The sequence below is a fragment of the Novosphingopyxis iocasae genome, assembly GCF_014334095.1.
GTDB classification, from domain to species: Bacteria; Pseudomonadota; Alphaproteobacteria; order Sphingomonadales; family Sphingomonadaceae; genus Novosphingopyxis; species Novosphingopyxis iocasae.
Genome location: NZ_CP060495.1, coordinates 1251760 through 1274576, shown reverse-complemented (window position 1 = coordinate 1274576; position 22817 = coordinate 1251760). Strand labels below are relative to the sequence as shown.

The 22817-nt window shown below is 58.4% G+C and carries 20 protein-coding genes and 1 tRNA gene; 8 read left to right on the top strand and 13 right to left on the bottom strand.

The annotated features are described in order from the left end of the window. Positions 1–57: 57 nt before the first annotated feature. Positions 58–2019: a tetratricopeptide repeat-containing sulfotransferase family protein gene (locus H7X45_RS06080; RefSeq protein ID WP_187336616.1), complete on the top strand. Its 1962-nt coding sequence runs from the start codon at positions 58–60 to the stop codon at positions 2017–2019. 183 nt (positions 2020–2202) lie between these two features. Here H7X45_RS06080 and H7X45_RS06075 read toward each other — a convergent pair. Then, positions 2203–2277: transfer RNA gene (locus H7X45_RS06075), tRNA-Gln, on the bottom strand. Between the two features lie 114 nt (positions 2278–2391). Beyond that, positions 2392–3477 carry a branched-chain amino acid aminotransferase gene (locus H7X45_RS06070; protein WP_187336615.1) on the bottom strand — a complete coding sequence of 362 codons (1086 nt, stop codon included), beginning with the start codon at positions 3475–3477 and terminating at the stop codon, positions 2392–2394. Positions 3478–3640: 163 nt separating this feature from the next. Between H7X45_RS06070 and H7X45_RS06065 the strand changes: the two genes are divergently transcribed. From H7X45_RS06065 to H7X45_RS06045, 5 genes are all read left to right on the top strand, one after another. Further along, positions 3641–4117 (top strand): MarR family winged helix-turn-helix transcriptional regulator, encoded by a 477-nt coding sequence (locus H7X45_RS06065; protein WP_246449832.1) that lies wholly within the window; start codon positions 3641–3643, stop codon positions 4115–4117. 32 nt (positions 4118–4149) lie between these two features. Then, positions 4150–4467, top strand: coding sequence for a phosphoribosyl-ATP diphosphatase (locus H7X45_RS06060; RefSeq protein ID WP_187336613.1), 318 nt, complete (start codon positions 4150–4152; stop codon positions 4465–4467). Between the two features lie 27 nt (positions 4468–4494). After that, on the top strand, positions 4495–4872 hold the full coding sequence (locus H7X45_RS06055) for a histidine triad nucleotide-binding protein (RefSeq protein WP_187336612.1): 378 nt from the start codon (positions 4495–4497) through the stop codon (positions 4870–4872). Positions 4873–5015: 143 nt separating this feature from the next. Next, positions 5016–5744, top strand: a complete 729-nt coding sequence (locus H7X45_RS06050; protein WP_187336611.1) for a class I SAM-dependent methyltransferase — start codon at positions 5016–5018, stop codon at positions 5742–5744. 144 nt (positions 5745–5888) lie between these two features. Beyond that, entirely contained in the window at positions 5889–7421 is a 1533-nt protein-coding gene (locus H7X45_RS06045; RefSeq protein ID WP_187336610.1) for a class I SAM-dependent methyltransferase, read from the top strand. A 19-nt stretch (positions 7422–7440) separates the two neighbouring features. Here H7X45_RS06045 and H7X45_RS06040 read toward each other — a convergent pair whose 3' ends face one another. Both H7X45_RS06040 and H7X45_RS06035 read right to left on the bottom strand, forming a co-directional pair. Beyond that, positions 7441–8568: a glycosyltransferase family 4 protein gene (locus H7X45_RS06040; RefSeq protein ID WP_187336609.1), complete on the bottom strand. Its 1128-nt coding sequence runs from the start codon at positions 8566–8568 to the stop codon at positions 7441–7443. After that, complete coding sequence (locus H7X45_RS06035; RefSeq protein WP_214645522.1) at positions 8565–9743, bottom strand: glycosyltransferase; 1179 nt, start codon at positions 9741–9743, stop codon at positions 8565–8567. Before H7X45_RS06035 ends, H7X45_RS06040 begins: the two co-directional genes overlap by 4 nt. Here H7X45_RS06035 and H7X45_RS06030 point away from each other — a divergent pair. Continuing rightward, positions 9742–11229, top strand: coding sequence for a right-handed parallel beta-helix repeat-containing protein (locus H7X45_RS06030; protein ID WP_187336607.1), 1488 nt, complete (start codon positions 9742–9744; stop codon positions 11227–11229). The two genes, H7X45_RS06035 and H7X45_RS06030, sit on opposite strands and share 2 nt — an antisense overlap. Positions 11230–11238: 9 nt before the next feature. Here H7X45_RS06030 and H7X45_RS06025 read toward each other — a convergent pair whose 3' ends face one another. Genes H7X45_RS06025 through H7X45_RS06015 form a run of 3 tightly spaced genes read right to left on the bottom strand, consistent with a single transcriptional unit; the run spans position 11239 to position 14366 of the window. Further along, positions 11239–12543: a hypothetical protein gene (locus H7X45_RS06025; protein WP_187336606.1), complete on the bottom strand. Its 1305-nt coding sequence runs from the start codon at positions 12541–12543 to the stop codon at positions 11239–11241. Further along, a complete protein-coding gene (locus tag H7X45_RS06020; protein ID WP_187336605.1) occupies positions 12536–13348 on the bottom strand; it encodes a class I SAM-dependent methyltransferase in 813 nt (270 codons plus the stop codon). The genes H7X45_RS06025 and H7X45_RS06020 overlap by 8 nt, the downstream gene beginning before the upstream one ends. 40 nt (positions 13349–13388) lie before the next feature. Continuing rightward, positions 13389–14366: a glycosyltransferase family 2 protein gene (locus tag H7X45_RS06015; protein WP_187336604.1), complete on the bottom strand. Its 978-nt coding sequence runs from the start codon at positions 14364–14366 to the stop codon at positions 13389–13391. A 173-nt stretch (positions 14367–14539) separates the two neighbouring features. On the opposite strand from H7X45_RS06015, the gene H7X45_RS06010 reads away from it, so the two are divergent. Next, positions 14540–16009, top strand: coding sequence for a flippase (locus H7X45_RS06010; protein WP_187336603.1), 1470 nt, complete (start codon positions 14540–14542; stop codon positions 16007–16009). Between the two features lie 9 nt (positions 16010–16018). On the opposite strand, the gene H7X45_RS06005 is transcribed toward H7X45_RS06010, so the two are convergent. Genes H7X45_RS06005 through H7X45_RS05980 form a run of 6 tightly spaced genes read right to left on the bottom strand, consistent with a single transcriptional unit; the run spans position 16019 to position 22791 of the window. Next, positions 16019–16933 (bottom strand): hypothetical protein, encoded by a 915-nt coding sequence (locus tag H7X45_RS06005; protein WP_187336602.1) that lies wholly within the window; start codon positions 16931–16933, stop codon positions 16019–16021. Between the two features lie 4 nt (positions 16934–16937). Next, the gene (locus H7X45_RS06000; RefSeq protein ID WP_187336601.1) at positions 16938–18209 is read right to left on the bottom strand and encodes a sugar transferase; all 1272 of its coding nucleotides are present in this window, start codon (positions 18207–18209) and stop codon (positions 16938–16940) included. 29 nt (positions 18210–18238) lie between these two features. Further along, a complete protein-coding gene (locus tag H7X45_RS05995; RefSeq protein WP_187336600.1) occupies positions 18239–18613 on the bottom strand; it encodes a hypothetical protein in 375 nt (124 codons plus the stop codon). Positions 18614–18657: 44 nt separating this feature from the next. Continuing rightward, positions 18658–19875 carry a hypothetical protein gene (locus H7X45_RS05990; RefSeq protein WP_187336599.1) on the bottom strand — a complete coding sequence of 406 codons (1218 nt, stop codon included), beginning with the start codon at positions 19873–19875 and terminating at the stop codon, positions 18658–18660. Next, positions 19865–22075 carry a GumC family protein gene (locus H7X45_RS05985; protein WP_187336598.1) on the bottom strand — a complete coding sequence of 737 codons (2211 nt, stop codon included), beginning with the start codon at positions 22073–22075 and terminating at the stop codon, positions 19865–19867. Before H7X45_RS05985 ends, H7X45_RS05990 begins: the two co-directional genes overlap by 11 nt. After that, positions 22075–22791: a polysaccharide biosynthesis/export family protein gene (locus H7X45_RS05980; RefSeq protein WP_246449745.1), complete on the bottom strand. Its 717-nt coding sequence runs from the start codon at positions 22789–22791 to the stop codon at positions 22075–22077. Before H7X45_RS05980 ends, H7X45_RS05985 begins: the two co-directional genes overlap by 1 nt. Positions 22792–22817 lie beyond the last annotated feature (26 nt).

The following is a 22817-nucleotide window of genomic DNA, read 5'->3' as shown; positions in this document are numbered from 1 at the left end:
GGAACGGCGGCGGTGGCATTTGCTCCCGCCGCCGTTCCTGCGTTAGGGCACACGGCCATGACCAAAGGTGAAGAACGTTTGGCGCAAGGCCGCAAGGCTTTGCAGGAGGGCCGCCATACCGATGCGTTGGCCGCGGCAGACGCGGTGCTGGCGGATGACGGCGCAAATGGCGATGCTCTCTATCTGGCGGCGGTCGCGGCGCGCTATGCCGGTCGCAACCAGAAGGCTTCAGACTATCTCACCCGCCTCCACCGCGCGATGCCCGAATATGGCCGCGCCTGGCAGGAGGCCGGGCACCTCGCCCGCGATGCGGGTAAGCGCGACCAAGCGATCGGCGCCTATGGGCGCGCGGTGCGCTTCAACCCCGCGCTGGCGGCAAGCTGGCGGGAGCTTGCGCAGTTGCAGGCCGCGGCGGGGCGCGATGCCGAAGCGCAGGCAGCAGCGGCGCAGGAACGGCGGCTTGCCGGTCTGCCGCGCGAACTGCTCGCCGTGACCAACCACCTGCACGAAGGGCGGCTGCTGCGGGCGGAGGAAATCTGCCGCCATTATCTACGCAGCCATCCGCAGGATGTGGAGGGCATGCGGCTGCTCGCGCAGATCGGCATTCGGCTGGGAGTTCTGGACGATGCCGAATTCCTGCTGGAAAGCGCCTCCGCTTTTGCGCCGGAGGACGTGCAGATCCGCCTCGATTATATCGATGCCCTGCGCCGCCGCCAGAAATTCGAGCGCTCGCGGGAGGAGGCCAAGGCCTTGCATGCCCGCGATCCCGACAACCCGCTGTTCCAGTCCCAGCTCGCCATTGAGAGCTTGCAGACCGCCGATTACGACCGGGCGCTGGGTCTGTTCGAGCAGGTGCTGGACCGCCTGCCGCGCGATCCGGCCACGCTCACCAGCCGCGGTCATGCGCTGAAAACTATGGGGCAGCAGGACCGGGCCGTGGAAAGCTACCGCGCGGCCTTCGACGCCCGGCCCGATCATGGCGATGCCTATTATGCGCTCGCCAATCTGAAGACTTACAACTTTTCAGACGATGAAATGGCGCGGATGCGCGCGCAGGTCGATCGGCCCGATCTCGCCTTCATGGACCGCGTTCACCTCAGTTTCGCGCTGGGTAAGGCGCATGAGGACCGGAAGGATTATGGCGAGGCTTTTCGCTTCTACCGCGAAGGGAATGATCTGAAGCGCGCGCAGACGCGCTACAGCGCCGACGCGATGAGCGAAGAACTGGCCCGTCAGCGTGAAGCCTGCACCGCAGCGCTATTCGCCTCCAAACAAGGCGCGGGCCATAATGCGCCAGATCCAATCTTCATCCTCGGCCTGCCGCGCGCGGGGTCCACGCTGCTGGAACAAATCCTTGCGAGCCACAGCCAGGTGGACGGCACGCTGGAGCTGCCCAATATCCTGTCGCTCGCCCACCGTCTGCGCGGTCGCAGCGCCGCCCGCTCACGCTATCCGGCAGTGCTGCACGATCTGTCGGAGGAGCAGCTCACCGCTTTCGGCGAGCAGTATATCGCGGACACGCACATCCACCGGCAGGGCGCGCCTTACTTCATCGACAAGATGCCGAACAACTTCCGGCATATCGGCCTGATCCATCTGATCCTGCCGAACGCGACCATCATCGATGCGCGGCGCGACCCGATGGATTGCTGTTTCTCCGGTTTCAAGCAACTCTTCGCCGAGGGCCAGGAGTTCACCTACGGCCTGGAAGAAATCGGGCGTTATTATGCCGATTATGTGCGGTTGATGGACCATTGGGACGATGTGCTGCCCGGCCGCGTCCTGCGCGTACAGCATGAGGATGTGCTGGACGATCTGGAAGGCCAGACCCGCCGGATGCTCGACCATATCGGCCTGCCGTTCGAACAGGCCTGCCTCGATTTCCACAAGACCGAGCGCGCGGTACGCACCGCCAGCAGCGAGCAGGTCCGCCGCCCGATCAACCGTTCGGGACAGGGAGCATGGAAACCGTTCGAACCCTATTTGGACCCGCTGAAGGAAGCGCTCGCCAAAGGATGAGCGTTTTCGCCAGCCGCCCGGACTATCTACTATCGAAAACTTGAAGAATTCGATGGGCGCGCAAGCAGTTTGCGGTCGGACTAGATTGCAAATTTTCTCGATGGACTGAGGTCGCAATCAGGTTAGAGACTGCCTGATCCGCAAAAATAGCGAAAATTGCGATAAGAACCTGAGTTCTTTTGATGGCTGGGGTGGCAGGATTCGAACCTGCGCATGCCGATACCAAAAACCGGTGCCTTACCGCTTGGCTACACCCCAGCAGGCGCGTTTGCGTCCTGCGCGCCTATATACGGATCATCGCTGCGTTTGGAAGGGGAGTTTGCAGCCAAACTCTGCAAACCCCTTTTCGATGAGCGGAATGGCCCGAAGAGTTCAGCCGAGCCGTTTTACCCAGCCATGCGCGTCATTGCTCTCGCCGCGCTGGATTGCTTCCAGCTGGGTGTGAAGCTTGGCGGTGACATCTCCGGCCTGTTTGCCGTCGCCAATGGTGAAATCGCCCTGTTCGGACTTCACATGGCCAACCGGCGTCACGACAGCGGCGGTGCCGCAGGCAAAGGTTTCGACGCAGCGGCCGCTTTCCACGTCGGCCTTCCATTGCGCAAAGGCATAGCGCTCTTCGCGCACCTCGTGCCCGGCGTCGCGCGCCAGGGTGATGATCGAATCGCGGGTGATGCCGGCCAGGATCGTGTCGGTCAGCGGCGGTGTGACGAGGCTGCCGTCATCCATCACGAAGAACAGGTTCATGCCGCCCAGTTCCTCGATATATTTGTGCTCGGCCGCGTCGAGGAAGCATACCTGATCGCAGCCTTTGGAGAGCGCATGGCCGTGCGGCAACAGGCTGGCGGCGTAATTGCCGCCGCATTTGGCAGCGCCCGTGCCGCCGGGGCCGGCGCGGTTGTAATCCGATGACACCCAGAGCGAGATCGGCGCGGCGCCGCCCTGGAAATAGGCGCCGACCGAGCTGGCGATGACGATGAAAAGATATTCCTTCGCCGGGCGTACGCCGAGGAATACCTCACTCGCGAACATGAACGGACGCAAATAAAGCGCGGCGCCTTCGCCCGGCGGGATCCAGTCGGCGTCCGTCGCCACAAGCGTCTCGATCGCTTCCAGAAACAGGTCCTCGGGCAATTCCGGCATTGCGAGGCGGCGCGCGGAACGCTGGAAGCGCTGCGCGTTCTGTTCGGGCCGGAACAGTGCCGCGCCGCCATCGCCGAGGCGATAGGCCTTCATGCCTTCGAAGATTTCCTGCGCATAATGCAGGACGGCGGTGGCCGGGTCCATTTCGATCGGGCGGCGGGCGCTGACCTTGCCGTCGTGCCAGCCCTGGTCCTCGCTCCAGCGCAGCGTGACCATATGGTCCGTGAACAGCTTCCCGAATCCGGGGTTCTCCAGCAGCTGTTCGCGTTCACTGGCGGGGACGGGGTGGGGATGGGTTTCGACCGGGAAGTTTGTCATGCGGGCCGCTTTAGCGCGGGTTTGTGCCCATTTCCACCAGAGCATTATGCGTTTTGCACGATGCTTGCCACGGCGCGGCGCGCCCGCCATCCTGTGCCGCCCGATCCCGATAGGAACCGCCGCCTTGGCCGAACGCAACAGCCATTTCCCGCCCGCATCACCCATGTTCCTGCGCGAGGAGGAGGTGCGCCGCGGGCTCGAGCTGATGCACTTTGCCTCCGGCGCGCTGGAGGCTGCGGGTGACCGTGCGCTTGCCGAGGCTGGGCTGGGCCGGGCCCATGCGCGTTGCCTTTATTTCATCGCGCGCGATCCGGGCCTCAGCGTCAAGGCGCTGCTGGGTTATCTTGGCATCACCAAACAGTCGCTGGGCCGGGTGCTCAACGATCTGGATGCGCGCGGACTGGTGGAAAGCCGGATCGGGCGGAATGATCGGCGACAACGGCTGCTCTCGCTCACCGAACAAGGGCGGCGGGTGGAAGCGGGACTGTTCGAGGCGATGCGCATGCAGATGGCGGCGGCCTATGGCGATGCAGGGCAGGGGGCGGTGACCGGTTTCTGGCAGGTGCTGGAAGGGCTGATCGATCCGGCGGAGCGGCGCATGGTCGCCGGACTTGCGCGGCGCGGGGCCGATCGCCCTTGACGGAAGGGGCGCTTGCGGGCCACGCGGGCTGCATGAGCGATATTCTGAACCGGCTGGAAGCGGTGATTGCCGAGCGTCGCGCGGGCGATCCGGAAGCAAGCTATGTTGCCAAGCTGCGCGCCAAGGGGCGTCTTAAGATCGCGCAGAAATTGGGCGAGGAGGCGGTCGAAACGGTGATCGCGGCGGTTTCGAATGACCGCAACGGCGTGATCGGCGAATCCGCGGACCTGATTTTCCATCACCTCATGCTGCTGGCCGATTGCGGCATTTCGCTGGCCGAGGTGGAGGCCGAGCTGGAACGGCGCGAAGGTCTGTCCGGCCTTACCGAAAAAGCCGCCCGCCAAACTTAGGCGCGCGCACATCTTAGGAGATTGTCCATGAGCGTTGATGCCACCCAGCCCTATGACGAGGGCAATGTGTTCGCCAAAATCCTGCGCGGCGAAATACCATGCGATAAGGTCTATGAGGACGATCACGCGCTGGCATTTCGGGACATCAACCCGCAGGCCCCCACTCATGTGCTGGTGATCCCAAAAGCCGCCTATGTCAGCTGGAACGACTTTTCGGAAAAAGCGGGCGAGGCGGAAATTGCGGGATTCGTACGCGCGGTAGGCAAGGTCGGGCGCGATCTGGGGCTGGTAGAGCCGGGCTATCGCCTGCTCGCCAATATCGGCAGCGATGCGCATCAGGAGGTGGGGCACCTGCACGTGCACCTGTTCGCCGGCAAGAAGCTGGGCCCAATGCTGGCGGGGTGAACAGCGAAGCCGTTTACACTGGAACGCTTGGCTGACCCACTTCAATCCATCTCTTTTTTTGCGCCGCCCGGCGCAAATGAGGTCATGCAGCGGATGGGGCGCATTTTTTATTTTTTAGATCGGCAAAACGAGAAAATAGCACGATGGGATTTTTCAACGATTACCTGCCGACCACGGGTGACAAGCTTCTCACCAAATGGGCGCATTATTTCGAAGTCTATGAGCGGGAGCTAACTCGTTTTCGTAGCCGTCCGGTCCGCTTTTTAGAAATCGGTATTTTCCGCGGCGGTTCGATCCCGATGTGGAAAGAGTTCTTTCACGACGAATCGACGCTCGTATTTATCGATATCGATCCTGCTTGTGTCACGCACGCAATCGAGGGAACCCATGTCCGTATTGGCGATCAGTCCGATCCGGAATTTCTTCGATCCGTGATTGAGGAGTTTGGACCGTTCGACATTGTTCTGGACGACGGCAGCCACATCAATCGCCATCAAATTACATCTTTCGAGGCGATCTGGCCTGCGATCGATGATCGGGGCGTATATGTGGTTGAAGATTGCCACACATCCTATTGGCCCGGTTTCGGTGGAGGCTATCGCAACGAGGCCAGCTTCATGGAGTTCGCCAAGCGTATGATTGACCGGTTGCATTCCTGGTACACCGATCAGGATGAACTGTTTGAATTCGATCCGATTGCCAAGGATTTGCTGGGCGTTCGCATCTACGACAGCATCGTCGTTTTCGAAAAGCGGCTGAACAAAGAGGCGCCGATTTCTCTGCAGATTCAGAATGGGGAAGTCCAAGGCAGCCGCGCGCCGCTTACGATGCGTAATCGCACATCCATGTTTCGCGGGCGGGACGGAGGATGAATATCGTATCCGCAGGTCGCCGTTGAGACAGGATTACGGCCGGGGCGTCCAACTCGACAGGGAAAAGATCCTGCTGTAGGCCGCGCTGTATTTCATCGCACCTAACTCAAAAATAGGTCGCGATTACCCTCGTGGAGCGCACATATGTGGCATGGCGGATATGTATCCGAGATCGATTACACTCACGGATATTATGGAGAACTCGCGCCTGCGCGCATGCGGATGATTGCGACGCTCGCCCGTCAGAAAACCAGCGTTTCGGAAGAGCCGACCTATCTGGAGCTTGGCTTCGGGCAAGGATTGTCTCTCAACATTCATGCCGCGTCCAATCCAGGTGAGTTTTGGGGCAATGACTTTAACGCGGGGCAGGCAGCGACGGCGCAGGAACTGGCCGAAGCCAGTGGTGCCGGCGCTCATATTCTCGACGACAGTTTTGAAGAGCTGGCATCGCGTAACGATCTTCCAGAGTTCGACGTGATCGCTCTCCATGGTATCTGGTCCTGGATTTCGGACGAGAACCGCGCATTCATAGTGGACATCGCGCGGCGCAAGCTAAAGCCAGGCGGTATCCTCTATGCTTCCTATAACGTCACTCCGGGCTGGTCTCCGGCTGCGCCGCTCCGGCACCTGATGAAGCAATATGCTGACCGTTCGACATCGGGCACGTTGATCAGCAAAATCAATCAGTCACTCGAATTCGCAGAACGGGTCGTGGGCGCCGATGCGGCCTTTTTCAAGGCCAATCCCGCAGTGGCCAAACGGCTGGAGATGTTGAAGAAACAGGACCGCCGTTATCTCGCCCATGAGTATCTCAACTACAACTGGGACGTAATGCCTTTCTCCGACGTGGCGGAAATGTTGTCAGAAGCAAAACTGAATTTCGCAGCATCCGCGCAGCCGATCGACCTGATCGATATGCTGAATTTTCGCGAGCCAGCGATGAAGATGATGCAAGAGATCGACGATGTCGTGATGCGCCAGACGGTGCGAGATTATCTGGTCAATCAGCAATTCCGGCGCGATCTTTTCGTTAAGGGAGCCCGGTCGCTATCACCGCATCTCCAGTCGCAATACGCCCGCACGCAGCGTTTCGTGCTGACCTGCCCGCCGGACAAGCGACCAACCAAGGTCGCCACCGGCCGTGGCGAAATCCAGCTGAAGAATGAGATCTACGATCCGTTGGTCGAAATTCTTGCGGACGATAATTACCGGCCGAAATGTGTTGAGGAAATGATGGCCGATCCGCGCGGTTCGGGCATGAGCACGCAGCAGGTGGTGCAGGCGGTGATCGTGCTGGCAAACATCAATACGGTGCTCCCCGTTCATTCGGAAACGGCGGCGGCCAAGGTCAAATCCAGCACGGCAAAGCTCAACAGCGAGCTGTGTCAGAGGGCGGAGTATTCGGATGATGGCCGTTATCTGGCTTCCTCGCTGACCGGCGTGGGTGTTTCGGTCAGCAGGATCGAACAGTTGCTGCTTCGGGCAAATCAAGTTGGTGCGGAAGATCGTTCCGCATGGGCTTGGCAATACATGAAACGGGACGGCGTGAAATTTGCCGATAACGGCAAGGCAGTTGAAGGAGAGGCGGAAAACCTGCAGCGGCTACGTCAATCCGAGAAGACCTTTTTTGAAGATCGTTACCCCATTCTTGAACGGCTGGGTGCGCTGCCTGGCTGACCTGCGTTTGTTCTGCCGATCAGAGTGGTTCGGTCAGCAGCTTGGTCATTCGTTCATTCCATCGCAGGGCATCGAACCGTTCTTCGGCGAGAGCGCGGCTTTCTGCGCCCATCCGCGCGACCAATTCCGGTTGCTTAACGAAACGCTCCATGGCTTCGGCCAGTTCGTCAACAGAGCGGACCGGCACGACGAAGCCATTGCGGCCATCGACCACCGTCTCCCGGCATCCGACCGCATCGGTAGTGATGACTGCACGACCCAGTGCCGCGGCTTCTTGTGTGCTGCGCGGCACGCCTTCGCGATAGGACGGCAGCACGAAGACACTGGCATCGGAAAGCCATTCGGGGACATTGTCGACATGGCCTGGCCATTCCACGATGCCGTCCGCAATCCATGCGTCCAGCTCACCCCATGAAACGCTGCCCGGATTGGCATCGCGGTCACCCAGAAGGACGAAGCGAGCATCAGGATGGCGGGCCTTCACAATGCGGGCCGCCGCGACATATTCGCGCACGCCCTTCTCGCGCAGAAGGCGGGCCATCATGATGAAACTCGGCGGACCCGCCGGCGGAGAGGACGGTTTGAGTTCTTGCAGATCGACGCCGATTCCGCCGAGAACGATGATCTTGTCCGCCGTTACGAGACCCATTGCTCGGAATTGACCGGCGTCGTCTTCATTCAGAAACGCAACCTTATCGGCGGCACGCAGAGCGTTACGATAAAGCAGTTTAGTAATGGTACGCAGAAGCCACCGCTTCGCGCCGCCGCTATCTTCACCTTCGGTAAAGACGTACCCCAGACCTTCGATCAGTGCGATCCGGCGTGGCACTCGCGCGATCCACGCGGCCAACGTACCGAAAATGGCGGGCTTGGCGAAATAGCAAAGCACGGCATCAGGTGCCGTGCGGCGCAACTGCCCCGCCAGCAACCAACAATTCAGTGCATCGCGAATGGGATGCACGCCCGCCCGGTCCAGCGCTATATCTACCGGTTCCGCGCCATATGCGCGCGTGCGCTCGCGCAGTTCATCATTCCAGTCAGGCGCCATCGCGCTCAAATTGTGCCCTTGCCTGTTCAGCGACTGGATAAGCAGGCCGCGGAAGTTTGGTACGGTGATCGCACCACTAGTGATGAGCGTAATCTTCATCCGGCCTTTTCCCGATTCTGGTCTGTGATTTGGCGGAAGGCAGCGACGATGGCAGGCGCTATCGCCTGCAGCGAATAATGTTGCTCGACCCGGCGGCGAGCCTGTCCGCCCATAGCGGATCGCATATTGCGATCATTTGCGAGGCGATCGATCGCGGCTATCCACTCCCGCTCGTCAGAGGCGAGCAAGCCGACTTCCGGCGTTACGATCCGGCTGTTGACGCCCACCGGTGAAGCAATCACTGGTTTTCCCGCGGCCATATACTGAATAAGCTTATAACCGCATTTGCCGCGTTCCCATGGGCTGTCGACCAGCGGCATGACCCCAAGATCGATGCCGCTCAAAAGCTCACCCTCATCCTGCTCCGTCCAGGGCAGGTTCTCTTGGGGTGCGATCAAGCCCGGAACCGCTTCGGCACCAATTGTCACTAGCTTCAGGGCATGCCGGTCTGCCAAGGCGTTCATCGCCGCAATCACAGGGGCCAAATAGCGGGCGTTTGCCGGAGTGCCGATCCATCCGATCTTGACCAAGCCATCGTCAGGCGAGGGGCGCACTGGATAGCGATGCGGATCGACGACGGTGGGTATATCGAGAACGCGTTCTGCACCTGCTGCAAGTGCATAGTCGGCTAGATAGTCATTGCCCGCAAAAATCGCCGCGCTTCCGGCTATTAGCGGCTTCAGCTTATCTCCAAGCAGCTGGCGGACCAGCCCAGAGCCACTTTGATCATAGTTGTGGAAGATCGCGTCATCAAAATCGATGACATAGGGAGTTCGGCGCAAGGCAACCAGACTTTCCGCAGTGGCAGGAAGATAGGGAAACGCTTCCTTTTCAATCCACATAATGTCCGCTTTGGCCCTGAGCAGCGTACCGATGCGCCGCAGATGCGCCTCGATGGCCGCCCACTTGTCCTTTCCGCCATCTGCGAAGTAGCGGTGAAGGTACCGATCCGGAAAAAATGGATGGCTCTTGACCTCAAAGCCAGCCGCTTGAAGCGCCGGCACGAATTGGCTCATGCGCAGTCGGCTGCTCGGCCCCAGATCGGAGTAGCGGGGCAGAAGAAGGATGGTCGGTACTGGACTGGTCATGCGAAAGGGCGGTAGCCATAATGTGACGGGCGCCGCCCTTAACACCGACGGCCCGGCCTCACCAGCATTAGGATCGAAGCGCTTCATGGGTGATCAGGAATTTACTGCGGTATCTCGGCGCGTTGCCTTGGCCGGATTTGCCGGTATGGCCGCCTTATCAGGGCTCGCTTGCCAGCCCGTCGCGGGATCGGAGCGATCCGTCGAACTGCCGGACTTTCGCCAGCGCGGCGATGTGGACGATAATGCGGCTTTTCGCCGTGCTCTGGCCGCATCGTTGCATATTCATTTCCCGGCAGGGAAGGGTACCGCTGCCGATGGTGCCTATCTGCTGTCGGCGACGGACAAGGACAATTTGCCCTCCCAGCTGGAATTGAGCGGGGACGGTGCGGATAAAAGCGTTATCCGGCGATCTTATCACAGCGGAAGTGGTCCGTTCATCTTGCACGTCGACAGCGGAAGCGCGGACCCTGCGCGCAATGTCGCCGGGCTAGTCATTCACGATCTCGCCTTTGAAGATGAGGTGCAGGAGCGCGGTTTTTCCGAGTTCGATTATCTCGTGATGCTGAACGGCGTCAGTGATGTATTGCTTCGTAAATTACGCTTCACGGGTTTTCGGGGTGATGCGCTTCATTTCGGTTCGTCCACCGTTTCTCACGTCGAGCGACATAATCGCCGCATTGAGGTGCGCGGGTGCGTGTTTGACGGCGTCAATTCTAATAATCGAAATGCGATTTCCGTGATTGATGGTGACGGTCTTCTTATCGAGAATTGCCATTTCATCAATTGCAGCCGCACCGGCGATGGCGGCCGCAGCGCCCCTGATCCAATGAATCCGGAAACGGGGATATCGATGCCCGGCCCGATCGACCTTGAACCCAATCAGGACGATTTTGCGATTGTCCGTAATATCGCTATTCGTAGCAACGTCTTCACTGGGGGCGGCGGACAGGCCGTGAACCTAAACCTCTTGCCCGACTTCTTTGTTGGGACAGCTCAGTCGGGTATCGTGATCGAGGGCAATCAGATCGCAAACCGCTGGGGAGCGTTCGGTGTTCAGGCCGGGGCAAATCCGGATGGAAAGGATGCTCGATCGAACGCGATTACTTTTGCAGGCAACGAAGTTTCCAACTGCAACAAACCTTTTATCGTCGATGGATTGCGCGGCTTCGTCATGCGGGGGAACAGCTTTACCGACTGCGCCAGCATGGCGGAACTGGGCTATGTTAATGGCAATCGCGATGTGGTGATAACGGACAATATATTCGAGCGATTGGGTGAAACGGAGGGAGGCTATGGACTTTGGATCCGCACGGTCCAAAATTTGACGCTCGTTAACAATCAGTTCGTGGACATCGGCCTGAGAAACGGAACTTTCGGCATTGCGATCGCCTTGGTGGACGGCGCGATGCAGCAGGTCAGGATCAGCGGAAATCGCTTCGCTAGTCCGCGTGGACGTATGAAGGAGGCGCTGACTGTATTTCGCGACGCCGCGCCACGCCGCGCAAGCTTTGTGGTGCAGAGCAATGTTATGGCTTTCAGCGCACCCAACATTTTACGCGCTCTAGGTCTTTGATAGCCGAGATCAGTTGCCGGCTTTATTGCTTTGATGAAGCTTCACGATGCCGATGCTGAGCACCGGCATGAAATACATCCACTGAAAAATGAACGACTCCATATACGGATTAGTGAAGGTGCCGAGCAGCGCTGCTACGAACCCGCCGCCCATGTAAATATCCTCCTCACGCAGCGTGCCCGCATAGAAGTTGCGAGTGAAGGCGATACCGTAGACTACGAAGATCGATGCATAGATCGCCGTACCGATAACCCCGACACGGTAGAGCGTTGCGAGCGGAAGCACCTCGTAGCGCCAAGGATATATAGCGCTCCGGATATAATCGACGCCGATGCCGTGACCGGCACCCACGCCGTAGGTGTCGAGTACGCCTTCCAAAAGCGCACTGATCTGGTCGGTGCGCAGACTACCACCGCCGCTTCCCAGCTCGTCGAAGAACTCTCCGAAAATAATCGACAGGTTGATTCGGTCCGACACTATATCGATGATTATTACGACGGCGATCATGACGACGCCCATCAGGATGGTCGGCAGCAGGAAAGACTTTCTTTGCTCTCCGGAAGCGTTGGCGACCTTGCTCCGCGCGCGAACGAAGGTTCCGAAAATAAAGCCAATCGGGATTGCGAGGATTAGCGCGGATCGGCCGGAGGTGAGTGCGCAGACTACCAGCAACCCCGGAACGAGGATTCGTGCAAACTTGTTCTTGATAACATTCGGTTCGGCAAAGGCGCCGCCGCAAAGAAAGATCAGCGATCCGTACACCAGAATGGTAGCTCCGGCGTACCCACCGTCGACGTTCACATTTGCCTCGTCAGTCAGAAAGCTGACTGCTTCCTTACCGAAGGTAAGGAAAGCGAAGAAAAAGAGCGCCACGGATGCCATGGCGATGAAGGTGAGCCAAACCAGAATTCGGACTGTTTTCTCGATCCCATATTGCTGGAAAGTAACGGTCGAAACGATTAGCCAAGCGAGCGGCGACACGATGTAAACCGCTGCGTTCTGCAGCACCGAGTCCATCGGCGCGCGATGCGTGAAGCCAAGCCAGATATAAAAACTGGAAACCAGGACCCCCAGGAAATAAAACGGTAGCAGTCGATCGAAATATTCCGAGGAGCGCATCGCGAACAGGCAGATAAGCGTCGTGAGCGCGAGCAGGACCGCGGTTGGAACCTGAAAAGAGTGCGGAAAGACAACGCACAGCGCCAGGTTGAGCAGAATCAGCAGCCGGGCGACTGCATCCATCAACCCATAGGATTGACGCCCCGAACGCGTAACCATAGGCGGCGACATACGAGGCTCAAAATGGCTAGCCATTTACCATCCGCCGCAATTTGAGCATCGATCCAAACAGTGGATTGTTCCGCAGCCGATCAAGCTTCGCATCCGACTCGGTGCGTAGTTGCTGCTGTCTAAGGCCGCGGCCTAAAGTGGAGAAGAAGTCGCGAATTTTCGCGGCCTCTTCGACGTCTTTAGCGGCAGCGAACAGCGCCTCCATGGAAGGCGTGCACTGCGAACCAACGCCAAGCACACCCAGGCCATGTTCGTGATGAAATTCAAAAGAGGGGTAGCGCGAGGAGACGTCAGCCCAAAGCGTATAAACGCCAAAGTCGTCGCGCTTCACCTGCGTATCGTGAAACAGGATCACGCCGCGATCGGACATCTTGGGAAGCCAGGTCTCGAAATCGTGACTGACCGCCTCGAAAGTGTGCAAGCCGTCGATATGCAGCAGATCGATACTGCCATCTTCGGTATTGGCTGCAACGCTGTCGAAATCACTCTGCTCCAGCGTAGAGAACGCCGTGTAATGCGGATCGTGATAGGTGCGTAGCTCGCGCAGGATGCTGTCATCGATCGCACCGGCCTGCGTGTCGCCGCGCCAAGTGTCGATCGCCATCGCGCGCGTGTCGCAACCGAGCTGTTGGATCGACTGGCAGAAAGCGAGATAAGACATGCCGTACCACGTTCCCAGCTCGACCAGGCTGCGCGGACGCATGGCATCCACAATCCAGAAAGCGAAGGGAACATGCTCAGTCCAGGAGGACGGGCGAAACGCGCGCGGCGTGGAAAGGGCACTGGAGGGAATAGCGCGCCAGAAGGCGGGGCTTTGCGTAGTGGACATTCTGCTCAATCCTAAACTGTTCAATCGATCGCGGGCGCCGTCATGTCGGTTTGCGCTTTCCCGTTTTCTCTCGACGATCGCGCAGGACGCTGCGAACGGCCTGCCATGTACGCGGGGTATCTGCGTAAAGCATTCCGAAACCGCGCCAGGTAAACCATAATTCCTCCAGCGAGAAACGGAAGAGGGCGCGAAAACTGCGCGACACCGGTTCGACGAAATTAGTGACCAGTGCCACCGTGATCGCTTGACCGAGTGGTAAATGCTTGAACGCATAAACCAGGTTGCTCTGAAGCGAATAGAAAAGGCGATGGGCCTTCACCTGCTCTGATGTACCGCCCTGTTTATGGTAGGCCTCAACCGAAGCGCTGTAATGAATCCGCTTCTCCGCAAGCCACACACGGCGGGACAGATCCAGATCCTCCAAATAGACGAAGAAACGCTCGTCGAACCCGCCAAGCGAGCGATAGAGGTCCGTCCGGATCAGATAGTAGGCACCCATTACGTGATCGACATCACGGTCGCTTAAATGATCGAACTCGGTCAAGTGAATGGGTTTAAACCAGCGACGCGCAATACGCGTGAGGCCAAGGCTGTTGCCGACAAAGGTCTTCCAGTCCGGGAAACGCGCACAATGATGGTGCGCACGGCCGAACTGATCGTTCAGCCGAGCGCCTAGAACGCCAACATCACTATTTTCTTCGCTGTCCATAAACGCGAGAGAGCGTTGCAGCGCGCCTTCGCGCAATTCAGCATCGGGGTTCAATAACAGAATGTACGGGGCGCTCGCATGCTCGGCGGCAACATTGCAGGCGCGTCCAAAGCCCAGATTCTCACCCGTTCTGATGATCCGTAGTGGCAGGCCATGCTCTTCAACACGATCGGATCCGTCGACCGATCCGTTGTCCACGATGATCACCTGATCGATCTGATCCCCGCCATAGAGGCGGATCGAATCCAGACATTTTGCCAGCAATCCGCCGGAATTCCAGTTGACGATGATGATATCAACGCTGCTCACGGGCGACCCGTCCATGATATATCCAAATTTTGGCAGTGGGTTGCCGCGTGCGTTCGCACGGCACATTAGGCTTTCGAAGGCAATGCCCATAGCGTTGCCCCCGTCATTCGGCTAGTGGCTTTCGCCGTCGGCGGACGTGCCGCCTGCATCGGTTGCCGAATTTGGAGTATTAAGTGAGTATCGCGCGCCATACGGTTTACAATCTCGTGGGCGCGGTTCTGCCGTTATTCGTATCGATTGTGACGGTACCCGCTTACCTTCACCTGATCGGGCTGGAACGATACGGCGTCCTCTCTGTCTGCTGGTTGTTGCTGGGTTATTTCGGACTGTTCGACATCGGACTGGGCAGAGCGATCACGCAGCAGATTGCGCGGGTTCCCGTCGAAGATGTCGCGCAATCTAACCGCCTGTTTTGGAGCGCGATCTGGCTTAGCTTGGGCCTGGTGGTTTTTGCCAGCCTGCTTCTCGTACCGGCAGCGTATTGGGGCCTTACGCTCATCAAGTTCGATACGGCGGAGGTTGCAGCAGAAGTCGGCGGCACCGTGGTTTGGCTAGCATTCAGCCTGCCGGTAGCCATGATCATCGGCATCCTAAATGGCGCTCTGCAAGGTCGGGAGCGCTTTGCCGCGCTGAACGGTGTCGATGTGTTGTCGAACAGCCTCAGCGCGATCGTACCTCTGACCATCGCCTGGCTGGTGGGGCCCACGCTCTGGATGCTGGTGGCCGGAGCGCTTGGCGTGCGTGTGCTCTCAGCGGTTTTGCTATTCTACTTCTGCCGCCGATCGATCCCCTTGCGGCGACCGGTTAAGGTCCACCGTGGCGATGCGCGCGGCTTGCTGAGCTATGGCGGGTGGGTCAGCATCACCAGCATCATTGGCCCGATGCTTGTTTTCTGGGACCGTTTTGCCATCGGTTGGGTGATAGGCGCGGCGGCCGTTTCGATCTATGTTCTGGCATCTACGGTGGTACAGCGCGCCGCGGTGCTACCCAATGCGCTCACCCGCGCCATGTTCCCACGCTTCGCTTATGGAAGCGATGATTATGCCGCCAAAATTCAGGGCCAGGCTATCACCTTTTTATCAGTGGTCATGACGCCGGGTATGATCCTGGTCATGGCGCTCGTACATCCACTTTTGACCTTGTGGATCGGGGCAGATCTTGCGCGGCAGACCGCGCCGGTACTGCTGGTCCTGCTCCCGGGCATTTGGTTCAACGGCATGGCCCACATTCCGTATAACTATCTACAGGCTACCGGAAAACCAAACGTGGTAGCGATTATCCATTCGGTCGAGATCCTGCCCTATGTGGGGATACTGATGGTCGGACTCTATGCCTTCGGCATCCCGGGTGTAGCCCTGGCCTGGACACTGAGAGCCGTCGCTGATGCTTTGCTGCTCTACAGCCGGTCGCTCGGCGGTCTACGCGCGATGCGACCGGTAACGGCGGCGGCAGCGCTTTTGTCGGCTTCTACCGTTGCTGCTCTATTGCTGCCTGCCGGCAGTGCGCTGCGATGGGCCATAATGACATTGCTGGTGCTAGGTTCGTGCTGGCAGGCCTATCGCATGCATCCAGAGATCATTAGGCGCGGAATCGGCATGGGACTTTCGCGGGTGCGCGTCCTGCTGGCTGGGAGAACGATCTAACGCGGGCGATTAGAGCGAGGCGGTCGGGTGTCCAAGCCGATCAAGCGCAGCGATCAGCTCGACACGGTCGGCCAGATGTCCGTTCCGCGTGAATAGGGACCGTTTGACGAACGGAAACCCCTCTTCAAGCAGTTCGACAGGCCGGACCAGTGAAGGATCCAGCGTCGCGATTTCCTGAGCCGGCAAAGGCCGGAGTTTTCTCAGCAACGCAGTGCCTAGCGACAGTTCGACAGCGTTCGACGAACCCTCGAACCAATACGCCCCGACGCTCATACTGTCAGCTGCCACCCGTGCGAGCCGCGTTTCCTGAAGATTTACAACATCGCGGTAATGATCCAGTGCATGACTTTCGAACAGCACTGGACGCAATGCCTCGAGGCGAGCGGGCGTCACGTCCTGCAACACGAAGGCAAACGATTGGATGTGGTTCTCGATCGCTGCGCTGGCGAGGAAGCCGGTAAGGTCCCAAGGCGCCGCGGCAATCATGCGATCGATATGGCCGAACGGACCTAATACGGAATCATTTTGTATAAACGCACGCGCTCCAGGCGAGCGGGCGGCAAGTTGCTCGACCGCGATCGTATAGGCGGAAAAATCGAATCCGGGCAGTTCCTTGCGAATTAGCGCGTCCGCACGTTTGAACATTTTCGGCAAGGCGCATTCCTGGGGAATTGCGGCGATGATCGCAAAAGCACCACTGAGTTCGTGAAAACGTTCGATTGAATAAACCTGGCTGTCGGTTAGTTGCCCATCGGGGGCATAAAGAAACAGGATGTTCCAGCGATTTGCGGCTTCAAATGGCCTGATTATCTCAAAGTCAGGGCGGGCACCCGGCCCAAAAAGGCGGGACTTAGTGCGCGAAAGGTACGTAAGAAAGGATTGGGGAGAGGGCGTAAATGTCCAGTCGGTAAGGAAACCCTGCATCGACTTATTTCGAGCCAAAGCCGGTAATCACGATCCTAACGGTACGCGCAACGATCAACAGATCGATCCAGGGCGAGAAATTTTTAATGTAGTAAAAGTCGTAATGCAGTTTGCTCCGCACGTCATCGACTTCGCTCACATGTCCTTGGCAAACCTGCGCCCAGCCTGCGACACCGGGACGGACGATGTGGCGGTAGCGATAGAACGGAATTTCCACCTCATACCAGCGTGACAATGTCTCCGCCTCGGGTCGCGGGCCGATCCAACTCATTTCGCCGCGCAAGATGTTCAAGATTTGAGGAAGCTCGTCGAGCCGCGTCCGGCGCAGGATTTTGCCAATGCGCGTAATTCGGACATCGCCCTCCTGCGTCATTGCCGCACGTAGCGGATCAGCAGTATCAATTGGTGGTCGCTCGCTGAACATCGTGCGAAATTTGAAAACGGTAAAGGGGTGACCGCTGAAGCCGATCCGGGTCTGCTGGAATAAAGCCGGGCCGGGCGTATCCAGACGCACCAGAAGGCCAATCAACAACAGTAACGGCAGCAAAACTATCCCGACCAACAAGGCCGTAATCCAATCCAGAATGTGCTTAACCCACATATAGGCGGAAAGAGGGATGAGCGACCCGAAGCTATTTTCCGAAAGATGCTCCAGTTCTACCCTTCCGGTAAGGCTCTCCACGAGCGTCTTCACATGAAAAACCGGGACGCGCTGGAGAGCATAGTCGGCCAAGCGGCGATCCCATTCATTCGGCAGATCAATACGCAAGTCCGCAGCCACTGCGTCCAGGCCAGTAACATCAGTTTTGGTGTCATCGATCAGATGCCAGGTAACACCATCTATGCTTTGCCGAATAGCGGGATCGCCAAAGGGCAAATAGCCGATCCGCAAATGCTGGTTTCTTTGAACCATAATGCTCGTGAATACTGACCATATTATGATCAGTAGATAACCCGACGCAACAGCCGAGCGATTGTAGTCGAGCCGCCCGAGCACAAACACCATCAGCATGATGAAGTAGGAAGCGGTGAATACAGGGATGACGTAGCTACCGCCTTGCGCACCGGGGTACGTCGTGATGTTCCGCAGTAGCCAGAAGCCTGCAATGATCGCTGCGATTACGCCCAGCGTGGTCTGGTAAAGGACTGCATGCGCATCCGGCTCTAGTATCAGCATTCGCAAAGCTGACGGAATGATAGCGGCCAGCAAAAGGCCGCCGCCAAGCTGCACATCGATCCTGCGCCAGGGTGATCTTGATGAGGAAAGAAGCAACATTTACGGTTCGCTAAAAAACGGGAAGGCCATCAATCCGGTTGGGAAGACGCGCTGTTACTGCTGCTGCTTGAAGAAGAGGGCGCGCGAGCTGACTGATTGGTGCCAAGGCGAAGCGACATTCGATTGTCGAGGCGATTGGAAAGCCGTGAGTCCATGCGCGTATTCAGTCGCATGCCCGGTTGCCGGGTAATCGTTTCCTCATTGCCGCTGGAAAACCGGTTTTGTTGGGCTTCAGGAAGAACGTCGAAGGTGCTCCCTCTATCTGCACGATCCGTTTCACCTAGATTTTCGGCTGTTTGCGCGGTCCGCATTTCACCTCCTGCTTCCCGCACGCCGGTGGATTGCTGAGCGGCGGCTCCGGTTGTCACCACTCCACAGAGGCAAGAGAAGACCAGCGCGTGCACCAATGAACGCTTTTCGAATGTTGATAATAACGACACCGTCCGGACTACTCCGTCACCGAAAGATTGCTGACATACCCCTCAACGCCTTCCGGCGTATTTGCGGGAGCCAGCTCGAGCTGCAGGCTCTGGAAAGGGCAGTTTGAAGGGATCGTGAACTGCCAACGGAAAGGCTTTCCCTGTTCGTCACTTCTGGGCAGCTCAAGGCGTTGCGTGTTGGCGGTTTCGAGACAACGCAGCGTGAAGAATGGACGCTGCCCGTCAGTCAGCAAAATACCATAAGCCATCCCGGTGAGGCTGTGTTGTCCCGGTGGGAGGTGGAGTGTTTGCGAAGCGACCGTGCCACCCCAATCCATCGGCGCAGCAAAATACAGCGCTGTTCCCGCCCCTATCTGGCGCGGTTCAGCTACAGCTTCGCCATCGTCGCTAAGCCTCCAATCGAACGGTGAGGGATAGTCGGGTTGCTGTACGAACCTGCCGCCGCGGATAGTTTTCCGGGCATCTTGCTGGTTCATAGACGCATAAAGCTTCCAGGCGCCGCTGACGTCCTCGTCGTTCATAAAGCGTGATAGCGCTGTACTGATAGCTTGATCGCTCACCTGACCGCCGTTCTGTCGGATTGCGCCCAGTAGAGAGGCAAGAGCATCGAGATCGCCTGCATTCTGCGCCGCGTGCTGAACGAACTGTTCTTGCCAGACGGGATTTGCAGCAATAATTTTTGCTAGCGGGGGGACGATTGCAGGATCTGCGATAGCGTTCGTCAGGACCGGAAATAGCAGCGTCTTCGATGCGCGCGAGGTGCGCATTGCAATATCATAGTGACGCAACGCGGCCGGAATATCATCTCGCCGCACGGCATCTTCGATCAGCCAAAGTTGCGCCGGAAAATTGCGGCGCGACAGCGCTTGGGCATAAGCGAAAGCTGCGGTGGCGGCCTTCTGTTTCCGTTGCTGCTCTTGCACCAGACCGATGCCAACGGCCGCCGATGGCTGGGTGGCATCCGTTAGGATCGCCTGCTGCGAATGATAAGCCACACGATCGAGCGGCGGAGAAGAATCTTCGCCGGAAACCAGATCCATGGCTTTCTGCACATGTGCCGCAGCATTGGTGGCGTCAAAACGCAAGGCGCGGTCGGGAGCTCGCTCGGCAAGCACCATTGCCATGCTCTTCTGGCCGGCGACCGTGGCCAGGCCAGCAAGCAGTAATACTGCCGCTATTCGCCCCGCTACCGTGCGGACGCGTGCGGACTTTGTATTATCCGTCAAGAGCAGCGCTCCCGCGTGCATCCTTCTCGCCGTAGGTGTAGCCATAGGTATAGCCATAGCCATATTTAGCGCGCTTCGGCTCAAACTTGGTCAGGACCGCGCCGAGGATCGGAACATTCGCCGCCCGCAGACGGGCGATGGCGGCCTTGACGAAAGTAGACCGGGCGCCGTTGGATTCGATGGCGTAAATGACTCCTTCGACGCGGCTGCCGATGAGAGGAGCGTCGGCAAGACCCAGGACCGGCGGAGCATCGATCACAACGTAATCAAAGCGGGTCAGAAGCGCGTCGATCATCTTAGAGAGGCGATCGCTCGTAAGCAGCTCGGCTGCATTGGGCGGGATCGGGCCCGCCGTAATAGCGGTGAAGCCATAGTCGTCCACCGGGACCAGCATTTCATCGAAACTATCAACGCCGGCCAGATAGTTGCTGACACCGTTATCGTGCTTCACATCGAGCAGCTTGTGGACGGACGGCGAGCGCATGTCGCAGTCGATCAGGACCACCCGGGCGTTCGACCGACCGAGCATGGTGGCTAAAGCGAAAGCCGTTGTCGACTTGCCTTCGGTAGGCCGGGTACTGGTGACCGAAATGACGCGCGGAATACCGCTGGCACTGGCGAGCTGCAAGTTCGTCTGGACGGCGAGATAAGCCTCGACGATTTCCGACTTCCGATCGCGCAGAGCCATTTCTGGCGAACCTTCCTTCGACCGCGGGATCGTACCCAGAACGGGGAGCCCAAGCAGCTTCCGCACTTCCTCCGGGTCCGAAATCCGCTCATCGCTCTGATCGAATAGGAAGGCCAGGCCAGCCCCCACCGCGGCACCGCAAAACAGCGCTAGCAGCAGGTTGAGTATCAGCTTGGGGCTGGAGGGCTTTTCCGGAACGATAGCCTCGTCAACGATAGCGATATTGTTCACGCCCACGCCGCCTGCGACACCAATTTCTTTATAACGCTGCAGCAGAGCATCGTATAGCTGGCGGTTGGTATCCACCTCGCGTTGAAAGATGTTGTAGCGAATGCTGCGGCGGCGCTGATCAAGGAAGCTCGCCTTCAACTCGTCAACCCGCTGCTTAAGAGCCTCTTCGCGAGCACGGGCTGTGTCATAGGCGTTACGAATATAGTCGCTAACTCGCTGTTCTTCGCGAGCAATACTCTGATCAATCTGTCGCAGCTGCCGCTGCAGCGCCATGGCTGGCGGATATTGAGGTTCGAACTGAGCTAGAAGCTTCTGATAGTCAGCCGCAACGTCTGCCCGCCGCGCCCGTAATACGTTTAGCGCATTGTTTCCTAGCGCTTCTGCCGAGTCCGCTCCACGACCGGCCGCTTCCTTATATTTGGCTTCGGCCGCAAGTCGATCAGCGGTGGCGCTTGCCAACGCGTTGTTCAGGGAGACTAGATCGTAAGCGACGGTGGACTGCTCTGAACCCTGCGCGCCTTGACCGGGAAGGGTGATGATCCGCTGCTGCTGCGCATAGTTCATCAGCTCTTCTTCGGATTCATCGAGTTTGGTACGCAGCTGGCCCAGACGGTTCTGCAAGAAGTTACGGGCATAGGACGTCGCTTCGTAGCGGCGCTCTAGGCTCTCGCGAATGAAGTTGCGTGCCCAGGAGTTTGCGATCTTCGCGGAGAAAGTCGCGCTGGGGCTAGTGAACTCGATATCGACAAGGCGCGACTGGCGCGTCGGCGTAATATCCAGATGATCCAGAAGGATGTCGGCTGCTATCTGCTTGCGCTCCGCGCGTCCGGCAGCTGCTTTCGCGTTGTTATCGAACGACGCCAGAGCCTGCTCATTGCCAAACATCTCGAAAAAGTCGCGGTTGTTGGCGAGATTGAGCTCCTCGGTTACGCGTTCGGCGAGCGAGCGCGCCTGCAGCAGACCGTACTGCGTCTGGTAGAATTCCTGGTCGGCATCGCTGGCATCGCGCTGAACGCCTTGGATATTTACGATCTGGTCGGACTCACGCGAAATCTCGATCGTGGTCATGGCCGTATATTGCGGCGTCATCAAAAGTGTAATGACCAGGCCGATCAGCATGAAGCCTAGAATCGAGCCGAAAAACACATAGCGCCATCTCCAGAGTAGCTGGGAATAGTGGCGCAAAAAGCCAACGCGCTCTTGCTCCTCAGCCGCGATGGCGGCGGGGCTCATGGAGGACGTCTCGGCCGTGAAACGCTGCATACGGTCGGGGGTGTTCATTAATTGCCGTTCCGCTGGAGGAGAACAATGAGAGGCGTGGTGACAAGCGGCACCAGCGGCGCAACATTCTGCAGGAAGCGCTGCATCGGAGAATCCCCGACAATGACAACGTCATTGGCGTAGACTGTAGGATCAGCATAGGCACCGCGGCGTATAGCGCCGAGATTATAGAGGCCGGCATAGCGCTGATCACCCACCGTTCGCAGGATCACAACATCATCCAGTTTAGCGGATTCGGTAAGGCCCTTGGCCGATGCGATTGTGCGCATGAGGGTCATGTTGCCTGACACCGGGTAAAGCCCCGGCTCGATCACCGCGCCGTCAACTGTCACTGCCTGACTGACCGATTCGAGGAGGTTTACGCTGACCGAAGGATCGCGGACGTAGGTGCGCAGTTGCCGTTCGATCTCCCGCGACACCTCAGAGGGCGTCTTCCCGCCAACTTCGAGCACACCGACCAGCGGCATCGAGATTTGGCCTGCACCATCAACCAGTGCCTGCATGCTAAGTTCGCTGATGCCGTAAACATCGATGCCCAACTTATCGAGCGGACCGATCACGGCCTGTCGTGCTTCGGGCATCACATCGGTGCGTCCAGGAACCGGCATACCGCCATCCTGCAGCACCGTCAGGTCTGCCGATGAGACGGGAGGGGGATTGCCCGCACAACCCGATAGCAACGCCAACCCAAAGGCGGGGAGCAAAAGAATACGCATTTGACTATAGTTTCCCAACGGTTCCC

Bases quoted from the DNA above. Each gene is read 5' to 3' on its own strand.
- H7X45_RS05980 (WP_246449745.1), bottom strand. From the start codon at position 22,791: ATGCGTATTCTTTTGCTCCCCGCCTTTGGGTTGGCGTTGCTATCGGGT.
- H7X45_RS06060 (WP_187336613.1), top strand. From the start codon at position 4,150: ATGAGCGATATTCTGAACCGGCTGGAAGCGGTGATTGCCGAGCGTCGC.
- H7X45_RS06065 (WP_246449832.1), top strand. From the start codon at position 3,641: ATGTTCCTGCGCGAGGAGGAGGTGCGCCGCGGGCTCGAGCTGATGCAC.
- H7X45_RS06070 (WP_187336615.1), bottom strand. From the start codon at position 3,477: ATGACAAACTTCCCGGTCGAAACCCATCCCCACCCCGTCCCCGCCAGT.
- H7X45_RS06050 (WP_187336611.1), top strand. From the start codon at position 5,016: ATGGGATTTTTCAACGATTACCTGCCGACCACGGGTGACAAGCTTCTC.
- H7X45_RS06005 (WP_187336602.1), bottom strand. From the start codon at position 16,933: ATGCAGGGTTTCCTTACCGACTGGACATTTACGCCCTCTCCCCAATCC.
- H7X45_RS06030 (WP_187336607.1), top strand. From the start codon at position 9,742: ATGGGTGATCAGGAATTTACTGCGGTATCTCGGCGCGTTGCCTTGGCC.
- H7X45_RS06000 (WP_187336601.1), bottom strand. From the start codon at position 18,209: ATGTTGCTTCTTTCCTCATCAAGATCACCCTGGCGCAGGATCGATGTG.
- H7X45_RS06025 (WP_187336606.1), bottom strand. From the start codon at position 12,543: ATGGCTAGCCATTTTGAGCCTCGTATGTCGCCGCCTATGGTTACGCGT.
- H7X45_RS06020 (WP_187336605.1), bottom strand. From the start codon at position 13,348: ATGTCCACTACGCAAAGCCCCGCCTTCTGGCGCGCTATTCCCTCCAGT.
- H7X45_RS06055 (WP_187336612.1), top strand. From the start codon at position 4,495: ATGAGCGTTGATGCCACCCAGCCCTATGACGAGGGCAATGTGTTCGCC.
- H7X45_RS05985 (WP_187336598.1), bottom strand. From the start codon at position 22,075: ATGAACACCCCCGACCGTATGCAGCGTTTCACGGCCGAGACGTCCTCC.
- H7X45_RS06035 (WP_214645522.1), bottom strand. From the start codon at position 9,743: ATGAAGCGCTTCGATCCTAATGCTGGTGAGGCCGGGCCGTCGGTGTTA.
- H7X45_RS06045 (WP_187336610.1), top strand. From the start codon at position 5,889: ATGTGGCATGGCGGATATGTATCCGAGATCGATTACACTCACGGATAT.
- H7X45_RS06040 (WP_187336609.1), bottom strand. From the start codon at position 8,568: ATGAAGATTACGCTCATCACTAGTGGTGCGATCACCGTACCAAACTTC.
- H7X45_RS06080 (WP_187336616.1), top strand. From the start codon at position 58: ATGACCAAAGGTGAAGAACGTTTGGCGCAAGGCCGCAAGGCTTTGCAG.